Below are 10,028 nucleotides of genomic sequence, written 5' to 3'. Positions count from 1 at the left end.
TTTGGCTGTGCGGCATCTCTTCAGCCGCATGGACAGAGGGACTTATGACCCCGAGGGGCTGATCGCTGGAGCTGGACAAGAGAAAAGCGCAAGCGACCGTGTAGCCCTGGCAGGCATAAGGCACTTTGGCTGTGCGGCATCTCTTCAGCCGCATGGACAGAGGGACTTATGACCCCGAGGGGCTGATCGCTGGAGCTGGACAAGAGAAAAGCGCAAGCGATCGTGTAGCCCTGACTGGCATAAGGCACTTTGGCTGTGCGGCATCTCTTCAGCCGCATGGACAGAGGGACTTATGACCCCGAGGGGCTGATCGCTGGAGCTGGACTAGAGAAAAGCGCAAGCGATCATATAAGGGAAGTAGCCTAAGTATGAGACTTCCTGTATCAACAGTTACCTGATTCAGAGTCTGTGGAATTCTGATAGACATCAGACAAACGCTTTCCTGGTTCTTATACAAATCGAACCTAATAATTCATTCCTGAAATCGCAGAAAAGCCGCTTAGCATGTGCTTAGCGGCTTTTCCCTGCTTATTCAAGTGATTTTATTCGTCGTCTTCATCCAGTAACAGGTTGAAATCTTCTGGGTCTTCTTTATTGCCGGCAATTGTGTAGGATGCTGCCGCCATACCGTAAGACTCACGGATTTTCCCAGAAATTTCATTGCGGACTTCAGGGTTATTCAACAAGAACTGTTTAACATTTTCACGGCCTTGGCCAATGCGTTCGTCGTTGTATGAATACCATGAACCGCTCTTCTGGATAATCTCCAATTCTGAACCGATATCAACGATTTCACCTTCACGAGAAATCCCTTTTCCGTACATGATATCAACTTCAGCTGTACGGAATGGTGGTGCAACCTTGTTTTTCACAATCTTGATCTTCGTTCTGTTACCGATGATTTCAGTACCTGATTTCAAGGCTTCTGCACGGCGCACTTCCAAGCGTACGGAAGAATAGAATTTCAACGCACGGCCACCAGGAGTCGTTTCCGGGTTACCGAACATAACGCCGATTTTTTCACGGATTTGGTTGATGAAAATCACAATCGTGTTCGATTTGTTGATGACGCCAGAAAGTTTGCGTAGAGCTTGAGACATTAAACGCGCTTGCAATCCCATATGAGAATCGCCCATCTCGCCTTCGATTTCCGCTTTTGGCACCAATGCTGCTACCGAGTCGACAACTACGATATCAACTGCTCCACTACGGACAAGCGCTTCTGCGATTTCCAATGCCTGCTCGCCAGTATCCGGCTGAGACAATAGCAATTCATCGATATTAACGCCAAGGTTTTTTGCGTAAACCGGATCCAATGCGTGTTCCGCATCGATAAATGCTGCTGTTCCGCCGGTTGCCTGCACTTCTGCAATCGCATGAAGCGAGACAGTCGTTTTACCTGAACTTTCAGGACCATATATCTCAATCACACGTCCGCGCGGATATCCGCCTATTCCCAACGCTGTATCCAATGCCAAAGATCCACTGGAAACTGATGAGATATTACGGTCGGTTTTTTCCCCCAATTTCATGACAGAACCTTTACCGAATTGCTTTTCTATTTGTTTTAACGCCATGTCTAACGCTGCTTTACGATCGCTCAAAAGAAATCCTCCTCTAAATGAAAACCTAATTTTCTACCTGTTTCTAGTATACTAGCTTATTGAGAAATACACAAGAAAAAAGCGAACGTTTATTCGCTTTATTTATTTAAAAGCGAAATTTAAACGCCTTATAAAGTGCAATTCCCATTTATGGGCAGAAAAAAACACGCAAAATTAAATTTTGCGTGCATCTTCATTGGTTAACGTTCGAATCACATAATGCAGCGCCAGTTTAACAGCCCGCAAGCGGTTTGTATTCCGCATGCCAGATAACTGGAGCCGGAAAGACTGCGAACCGTTTTCTGTAGCGATGCCGATCCAAACCGTACCTGCCGGCTGATCGCCATGGGCATCGGGACCTGCTGCGCCTGTCAGTGAAACGCTGATATCAGTCTTAAATTTGCTGCGCACAGCTTCAGCCATCGCTAGCGCTGTCTGTTCACTGACCACACCGTGTTCAGCAAGAAGCTCAGAAGACAGGCCAAGCTGATGTATTTTCATTTCCTCATTATAAGTGATGACACCGCCTGCAAGCACAGCGCTTGCTCCTGCGACCGATGCTAATTCAGACTGAAAAAGACCCGCGGTTAAACTTTCAGCGGCGGAAATCGTTTTCTTCTGCCCCTTCAAAAGTTCAACCGTTTTTGAAGCCAGCGAATCGTCGTCATAGCCGTAGAGATAGTCACCCACCAAATCCAATATTTCGTTCTTGGTGCTATTGATCAATTGCCATGCTTCTTCAACCGTATTGGTTTTGGCCGTAATGCGAAGAGTCACTTCCCCATCTGCAGCCAAAGGCGCAATGGTCGGATTCGACTGTTTATCTAAAATGTGCTGCAGCCGGTCTTCAAGTTCAGCTTCGCCAATGCCATAAAAACGCAGAACATGCGACAAAATGACATCAGCCTTATTCAGCAGTCGAGCTAGCTTCGGTTTTGCTTCGAACTGGAACATGGGCTCCATTTCTTTTGGTGGTCCGGGTAGCAGAATATAGACACGTCCGTCTTTTTCGTACATCATGCCCGGCGCCATTCCGTTATGGTTGACCAGCACATCGCTATCTTTCAATACCAGCGCCTGCTTTTTATTGTTCTCGGTCATGGGTCTGCCTGCTCGCTGAAAAAAAGCAACGATGGAGTCCAATGCTTCCTGGTTCATTTCGAGCGTCGTGTCCAAATGTCGGGCGATCGACTCTTTCGTCAAATCATCTTTAGTCGGTCCCAGCCCTCCAGTGAACAAGATCAAATCAGCGCGGCTTTCTGCAATTTTAATTGCATCTTCCAAACGGTCTGAGTTGTCTCCCACCACGGTATGATAATAAACATTGATGCCCAGTTCCGCTAAATGATTAGACAGGAAACGGGCATTTGTATTGGTGATCTGGCCTAATAATAATTCTGAACCTACCGCAATAATTTCAGCGTTCATTTGTTCAATCCCCTTTGCATGCGTTTATCCTGCAGTTAAAGCCAGTGAAGAAAAACACCTCCACTGCCTACAATTTTTTTGAGTTATTTTGAAGCCATCAATGCGCGGCGGTTGGCATAGAAATAATCCCAGCCCGACCACACCGTGAAGATCAAAGCGATGTAGAGCATAATTTCACCGAACGGCAAGCCAACCAATGTGAAAATAGTATTATGCAGCAACAAGGCTGCAATCGCCAAGATTTGCGCGGTTGTCTTGATTTTCCCCAGGCTGCCAGCAGCGACCACTTCGCCTTCTCCAGCAAGCACCAATCGGAGACCCGTCACTGCAAATTCACGGCTGATGATGATGATGACGATCCATGATGCGGCAAAGCCCAGTTCTACAAGAATGATCAATGCAGCTGAAACCAATAGTTTGTCGGCCAACGGATCCAAAAACTTCCCGAAAGTCGTGACGAGGTTATATTTACGGGCATAATAGCCGTCCACCCAATCCGTCAATGAAGCAAAGATAAAAATAAGTCCTCCTACAAAATGAGTGACGGGCATTTCAGCTCCGAAAAGCGTTATGTTTCCCCAGTCGAAACCTGCTAGCATGACCACCATAAATACTGGAATCAATAAAATCCTCGAAATGGTGATCTGATTTGGTATGTTCATATTGTTTCTCCTTTCAAACTGTCAAGAAAAATAGCCATCCAAGATGGCTATTCGGCGTTCATAAATTGAATAACGATATTTTGGGGTTGAATGTTTTGGGAATACTCAATCGGTTCACCATTGAGCGTCAAGGTAATATTTGAATAATCGCCAATACGCAAACGAACGCTTTCCACTTCCGATAGATCGATTTTTTCTGTTTCCTCAGCTTGCATGACACGGGCTTCAGAAGTCAATTCCTGCTGATTTTCATCAGTAGCTGCAATCCACGACGGGCCGCTTGCCGTTATTTCCAACTCACGTTCAGCGGGCCCCTGCCACGAGTAAGTCGTTGTTTCCCCTTGCGTTCCTTCAACAGTCAATACTGCTTCCGGCTCTTCAGGTTCTGCAGCAGGCTCATCGGCAGGCTCTTCCTCAATAGGTTCTTCCGTCTCCTCCGGCACAGCAGGAGCCGGTGTCTCATAAGGAACACCGTTGTCCTCCTCCACAGGCGTACCCGTAGAATCCCTGTTTGTTGATGCGCTGTAAAAATACCAGGCAACCGCAAGGATCAGGACTATAAACAGCGCCACCAAGACTTTAGGGATAAATTCGGCATATGCTTCATTGGGCGCTGTCCTTGTGACTGAGCGGCTTCTGGAAGAAAAGGTATTTGGCATTTGTGGTTGAGCAGCAGGTTGATCGGCCGGCATTTCCAATTTATGCTGCTCGAGCAATTCTTCCCCGTTCAGCCCAACAGCTGCAGCATATTGCCTGATAAACGCACGTATATAGAAAGCGCCAGGCATCATACTATGGTTGCCGTCTTCTATACCAGCCAAATACCGTTTTTGTATTTTGGTCAAATCCTGCAGGTCTTCCAAACTATACCCTTTGGCGATTCTGGCCTCTTTGAGCCGCGTACCCAATTCACTCAATACAATCACCTGCCTACTTAGAAGTTGAATCCGTCACCAAACATATCGCCTTGTGATTTTTCGTTCATAAAAGTGTTTTTTTCCAACACTTCATAGGTGATTTTTTCTTCTGGATGATGGCGCAATTCGATAATATAATCAAAATCTTCAATGCTGTAATCTGATTGCTCAACAAACTTATCCGGATGCTCCACTACTTTAATGGTGGGCATACGCATCATTTCACGCACCAATTGCATATGCCGTTCATCGGATGAACGGCGAGTGACAATGCCATCCAAGATAAATATATTATTGGCGTTGTGTTCGTCGCCCATCAATTGATTGCGGACGGTTTGCTTGATCATTGTGGAAGATAAAAATATCCATTTTTTATTGGCGCTGACACTGGCTGCGACAATCGACTCGGTTTTTCCGACTCGTGGCATCCCTCTTAACCCCACCAACTTATGGCCTTCCTGCTTGAAGATTTCAGCCATAAAATCAACCAGCAGACCCAATTCATCACGCACAAAGCGGAAGGTTTTCCGATCATCCGCGTCACGCTGGATATAACGCCCATGGCGCACTGCCAGGATGTCACGCAGCTTCGGTTCGCGGAATTTCGTCACTTTGATAGTTTCGATGGTCGACAGTATCTGTTCAAAGCGCTCCAGCTGAACATCATGCTCAGCACGCAGCAGCATTCCACGCCGGCCTTGGTCGACACCATTGATGGTTACGATATTGACGCGCAGCATTCCCAGAAGAGAAGCGATATCGCCAAGCAGACCAGGACGGTTCACTTGAATTTCGTATTCAAAATACCATTCTTTCATGCAATACCAGACCTTTCTCTACAGGAATCTCTAGTTAATATGATAGCGGATTTACTGCTATGGGGAAAGGGGCATATAGTTACAGGAAATGCGATTATATCAGCCATCCGCCATTAATTCGGAGGGTTTGCCCAGTCATATAATCCGCTGTTCCGCCGACCAGAAATTCGACGGCATCCGCTATATCCTGAGGGGACCCCAACCCCAATGGGATATCGTCCTCGATTTCCTGCAATTCTTCTGCAGAAAAGGAATCATTCATTTTCGTCATGATGAACCCTGGTGCCACTGCATTGACACGTGTTCCAGACGGCGCCATTTCTTTGGCATAGGCTTTAACAAATGCCAGTTGGGCACCTTTCACAGCTGAATACACCGTTTCCATAGAGGCACCGGTCTCACCCCAGATTGAAGAGATAAAGACAACATAAGATTTATTGTAACGATGAAAAAAAGGTGAAATCGAACGGATCGCCGAAATCGGATTTTTCACATGCACACGCCAAAGTGACTCCATGTCCTGTTCTGTTGTATCAATGAGCATTTTCTGTAAGGAATGCCCGCTCGCCACAATAACGCAGCTTGCATCATAAACATTTCCAGCCAACTGCCCGGCTCCTGCTTCATCAGCAAAGTCAGCCTGTATCGGAACAAACTCCTGTGCAGGATACTGTTCCGTTAACCGGGCCGCAAGCCTACTTGCTGGATTCGAATTCCAATGCAGGTACAGCGACCATCCGCTCTTTGCCAATTGATGAGCGATGCTTTCACCGATTTCTCCAGAAGCTCCTAATAAGACGGCAAACCGTTTCACTCTGCTTCTTTCGCAGTCGGCATAATAGTGAAGATCGATTGCTGGGATTCATGGCTGACTAAAGCAAAAGCATTTTGAAGGTCAACCACTTCCAAGCTCTCCAGAACGGGGACAACATCGAATAAGTTCATTTCATTGAACGCGTAATGGGTAAACTGGTTCGCGATATATTCAGGCGAATTCAACGCTCTCAAGAAAAAACCGATTTTCTTGCGGCGAACACGGTCAAGGTCTTCCTGTCCAAAAGGCCATTTTTCAATTGCATTTTGAAGCGTATGTTTGATTTCCTTTATCAGCACTTCGGGTTTGTGGGTATCAGAACCGATCAAAGCATATCCGAAACCATGCTCTAATGAATAATCAAAAGAATAAGATTCATCGATCCAATCGTTTTCGTAAGCATGATGATAAAAATCCGATGTCCGACCGAACAGCAATTCATAGGCCAATTGAGCTGCCAATTCATGCTTGAGCATATCAGGCCCAATCAAATCCAACTTTTCCGGTTTGATGCCGTAAAAGACTTTCGGCTTCTGAACGCTCATTTCCAGTACGCGTTCCTTGATTGCCACTTCTTTCGGCTCTTCCGGATAAATGCGTTTGATTTCTGTTGGCGCTTCAAATGTTTTCTGCGCTTGATCTTCTTTCACCAATTTCATCATCTGATCCGGATCGACATTTCCGACGACGAACAACAACATATTGGACGGATGATAGAACGTGTTGTAGCACGTGTATAAATGTTCAGCCGTGATGTCCTGGATGGATTCTACAGTGCCCGCAATATCAATTTTCACCGGATGGTTTTTATAAAGGTTTTCGATGATGCCAAAATACAGGCGCCAATCAGGCTGGTCATCGTACATCGTAATTTCTTGCGCAATGATGCCTTTTTCCTTTTCTACGGTCTTTTCCGTAAAATAAGGGCTTTGGACAAAATCCAAAAGTGTTTTGACGTTTTTATCGATTTCGCCCGTAGCCGAAAACAGATAAGCGGTCCGGGTAAATGAAGTAAAGGCGTTTGCTGAAGCACCCTGTTTGCTGAACTCCTGGAAAACGTCCCCTTCTTCTTTTTCGAACATTTTATGCTCAAGGAAATGAGCGATGCCGTCCGGCACTTTAATCGGTTCCATTCCACCTTGAGGGACAAAATGGTTGTCGATCGAACCGTATTTAGTAGTAAAAGTCGCAAAAGTCTTTGAAAATCCTTTTTTTGGCAGAATATAAACGTCCAGCCCATTATCCAACTTCTCGTGGAAAAGCGTTTCTTCCAATTGTTCAAATTCGACTTTATGCATCTTTTTCATCCTCCTTGCCTGATAAGAAATAAGTCATTTCCAAAGACAGTTCCTGAGCAACAGCGGCAATGTCGTCTTTGGTAACGTGTTTCCATCTGTTGATCATAAATTCCGGTTCAAATGAATCCGTCAATTCCATGTATTGATCATAAATATCGATTTGTCCACGCGCTGAATCCAATGCCTCTTTCAATTGGTTGGTCAGCAAGGCCTTTGTCTGTTCAAGCTCAATATCAGAAATATTGCCTTTTTTGACTTCTTCCAATTGTTCCAGAATCAATGCCACTGCTTTTTCTTCCAGTTTTGAATCAATCCCTGCCAGCACAAACATCAAGCCAAATTGCGAAGCGAAAGAACTTGATACGTAGTAAGCCATGCTTTCTTTTTCGCGAATATTAACAAACAGCTTCGAATGTGCATAACCGCCAAAGACGCCGTTCATCAATTGCATGACGGGGAATTTTTCGTCGCGGAACGTAATTGGTGTAAAGAATGCCATATGCAATTTCCCTTGTTTCATGTCTTCATATTCAAGCACGCGTGACTGTTCCGGTTTAACCAATTCCAAAGGCGGTGCAGCTATCGCTTTTTCCCGATCCTTGAAGTGAAAAAATTCACGGATATGAGACGCAATCATTTCCGGTTTAACGTCACCCACTGCATATATTTCAATTTCATTTTCAGTCAACATTTCTTTGTATTCGGCAACCAATTGTTCGTTGGTGACATTTTCTACATCCTCAATAGTACCATTCGATGTGATTGAAGCCGGATGATTGGGCAATGCCAATTCCATCATACGCTGCTGCGCATAACGCGTCTTTTCATCAAAAACGGATTCAATGCGTTGGATAATGGCATTTTTCTCACGTTTAAAAATAGCTTCCTTAAATAAGCCATGCTCAAAATTCGGCTTGAACAAAACGATGTACATCAAATTCAGGACTTTTTCCAAAACCCCTTTTTCAGACAGGTATTGATCATTCACCGTTTCAACGTTCAGCGTCACAATATGCTCATTGCCCCGCTTTGAAGAATCTATGTAAAGAGATGTACCGTACAGGTCGTCAAGAACCATACGCAGCGCCGTGTGTGAGGGATAGACCTCATTGCTGTGCTGCAATACATTTGCCAAAATCGAACGGGCAGATGCTTTTTCCTTGGTAAGTTTATCTTTGAATTTAATCGAGAAATTTATCGTTTTAAACTGTGTAGTTTCATTGACGTGCACATTAACGCCTTTAGCAATGTTAATCGTTTCAAACATGTTGAATCCCCTCTCGTCGTTCATGTTCTAACTATACCGAACCTTTTCCGTTAATTGCAAATAAAGAAAAGCGAAAGCGGCCTGTTCAGCTCTGAAAGACATAAGACGTACTGGCGAAGTGACGTTCTTTGCCACACAGCCAGAGTGGCTTATGATCCGAAGAGCTGGCCGCTGCAGCTAGAAAATAAGAAAAGCGAAAGCGGCAGAATTCAGAAACAAATAAAAAGAGCCATCGCAATGACGGCTCTTGCAAAATACTTTATCGTTGTCCTTTGATATATGGTTTTCCGTTCGCCAGTGGTGCATTGGCGCGTCCGATAAATCCGGCTAGTGCAAAGATCGTCAAGACGTACGGCAAAATCAATAGGAACACATTCGGAATTTCCTGGATTATCGGTATAGATGATCCGACGATACTCAAGGATTGCGCGAATCCGAAGAACAAAGCAGCTCCCATTGCACCAAGCGGATGCCATTTACCGAAAATCATCGCTGCCAGCGCCATGAAGCCCTGGCCATTGATTGTGGCATGGCCAAAATCATTGGTGATGGTCTGCGCATAGATTGCACCACCGATTCCCGCTAGCGCACCGGAAATCATAACCGCGACATAACGCATTTTCGCTACATTGATTCCCATCGTATCCGCTGCCATTGGGTGCTCACCTACAGCACGCAAGCGTAAGCCGAACGGCGTTTTATAGATGATGAACCAGGCTACAAAGGCAACCCCAATCGCGAAGAACGATGTATTGTAAACAGAAGTAAAGAATAATGGACCGATAACCGGTATGTCCGAAAGGAACGGAACATTATAGCGCGAAAAGCGCTCAGTGATAAAGTCTGTCTGCCCTTTATCGAAAATTCTTTTCACCAGATACAAAGACAACGCAACTGCCAATAAGTTGATGGCAACACCTGATACTACCTGATCTGCGCGGAATGAAATGGATGCAACTGCATGCAATAAAGATAACAGCAATGCGGCAACCATGGCGGCGATCAATGAAATCCAAGGTGTGGCTGCGCCGAACGTATCGGCAAACAATAAGTTGAACAAAATCCCGACAAACGCACCGATGACCATCAGCCCTTCAAGGCCGATGTTGACAACACCCGATCTTTCCGAGAAGACACCGCCGATCGCCACCAAGATAAGTGGCGCTGCATAGAAGATCGCTGAAGGAATGATGAAGTATAGAACGTCAAGGAAACTCATA

General features: G+C 45.4%; 9 protein-coding genes. All 9 read right to left on the bottom strand.

Going from position 1 to position 10,028, the window contains the following annotated elements:
* Positions 1–542 precede the first annotated feature (542 nt).
* Complete coding sequence (gene recA, locus H9630_RS03895; protein WP_191714155.1) at positions 543–1,604, bottom strand: recombinase RecA; 1,062 nt, start codon at positions 1,602–1,604, stop codon at positions 543–545.
* Between the two features lie 174 nt (positions 1,605–1,778).
* On the bottom strand, positions 1,779–3,032 hold the full coding sequence (locus tag H9630_RS03890) for a competence/damage-inducible protein A (RefSeq protein ID WP_191714154.1): 1,254 nt from the start codon (positions 3,030–3,032) through the stop codon (positions 1,779–1,781).
* An 83-nt stretch (positions 3,033–3,115) separates the two neighbouring features.
* Positions 3,116–3,694 (bottom strand): CDP-diacylglycerol--glycerol-3-phosphate 3-phosphatidyltransferase, encoded by a 579-nt coding sequence (gene pgsA / locus H9630_RS03885; protein ID WP_191714153.1) that lies wholly within the window; start codon positions 3,692–3,694, stop codon positions 3,116–3,118.
* 47 nt (positions 3,695–3,741) lie between these two features.
* Positions 3,742–4,620, bottom strand: a complete 879-nt coding sequence (locus H9630_RS03880) for a helix-turn-helix domain-containing protein (protein ID WP_318247975.1) — start codon at positions 4,618–4,620, stop codon at positions 3,742–3,744.
* An 8-nt stretch (positions 4,621–4,628) separates the two neighbouring features.
* Positions 4,629–5,429, bottom strand: a complete 801-nt coding sequence (locus tag H9630_RS03875; RefSeq protein ID WP_191714151.1) for a DUF3388 domain-containing protein — start codon at positions 5,427–5,429, stop codon at positions 4,629–4,631.
* Between the two features lie 94 nt (positions 5,430–5,523).
* The gene (gene ymfI / locus H9630_RS03870; protein ID WP_191714150.1) at positions 5,524–6,243 is read right to left on the bottom strand and encodes an elongation factor P 5-aminopentanone reductase; all 720 of its coding nucleotides are present in this window, start codon (positions 6,241–6,243) and stop codon (positions 5,524–5,526) included.
* Positions 6,240–7,541 carry an EF-P 5-aminopentanol modification-associated protein YfmH gene (gene yfmH, locus H9630_RS03865; RefSeq protein WP_191714149.1) on the bottom strand — a complete coding sequence of 434 codons (1,302 nt, stop codon included), beginning with the start codon at positions 7,539–7,541 and terminating at the stop codon, positions 6,240–6,242. Before yfmH ends, ymfI begins: the two co-directional genes overlap by 4 nt.
* Positions 7,534–8,808, bottom strand: a complete 1,275-nt coding sequence (yfmF, locus tag H9630_RS03860) for an EF-P 5-aminopentanol modification-associated protein YfmF (protein WP_191714148.1) — start codon at positions 8,806–8,808, stop codon at positions 7,534–7,536. The genes yfmH and yfmF overlap by 8 nt, the downstream gene beginning before the upstream one ends.
* Before the next feature lie 259 nt (positions 8,809–9,067).
* Entirely contained in the window at positions 9,068–10,027 is a 960-nt protein-coding gene (locus tag H9630_RS03855; protein WP_191714147.1) for an ABC transporter permease, read from the bottom strand.
* Between the last annotated feature and the right edge of the window lies 1 nt (position 10,028).

It is taken from the genome of Planococcus wigleyi (assembly GCF_014836985.1).
Classification (GTDB): Bacteria; Bacillota; Bacilli; order Bacillales_A; family Planococcaceae; genus Planococcus; species Planococcus notacanthi.
This window is presented reverse-complemented; position numbering and strand designations above follow the sequence as displayed.

Bases quoted from the DNA above. Each gene is read 5' to 3' on its own strand.
- yfmH (WP_191714149.1), bottom strand. From the start codon at position 7,541: ATGCATAAAGTCGAATTTGAACAATTGGAAGAAACGCTTTTCCACGAG.
- pgsA (WP_191714153.1), bottom strand. From the start codon at position 3,694: ATGAACATACCAAATCAGATCACCATTTCGAGGATTTTATTGATTCCA.
- H9630_RS03855 (WP_191714147.1), bottom strand. From the start codon at position 10,027: ATGAGTTTCCTTGACGTTCTATACTTCATCATTCCTTCAGCGATCTTC.
- H9630_RS03890 (WP_191714154.1), bottom strand. From the start codon at position 3,032: ATGAACGCTGAAATTATTGCGGTAGGTTCAGAATTATTATTAGGCCAG.
- H9630_RS03875 (WP_191714151.1), bottom strand. From the start codon at position 5,429: ATGAAAGAATGGTATTTTGAATACGAAATTCAAGTGAACCGTCCTGGT.
- yfmF (WP_191714148.1), bottom strand. From the start codon at position 8,808: ATGTTTGAAACGATTAACATTGCTAAAGGCGTTAATGTGCACGTCAAT.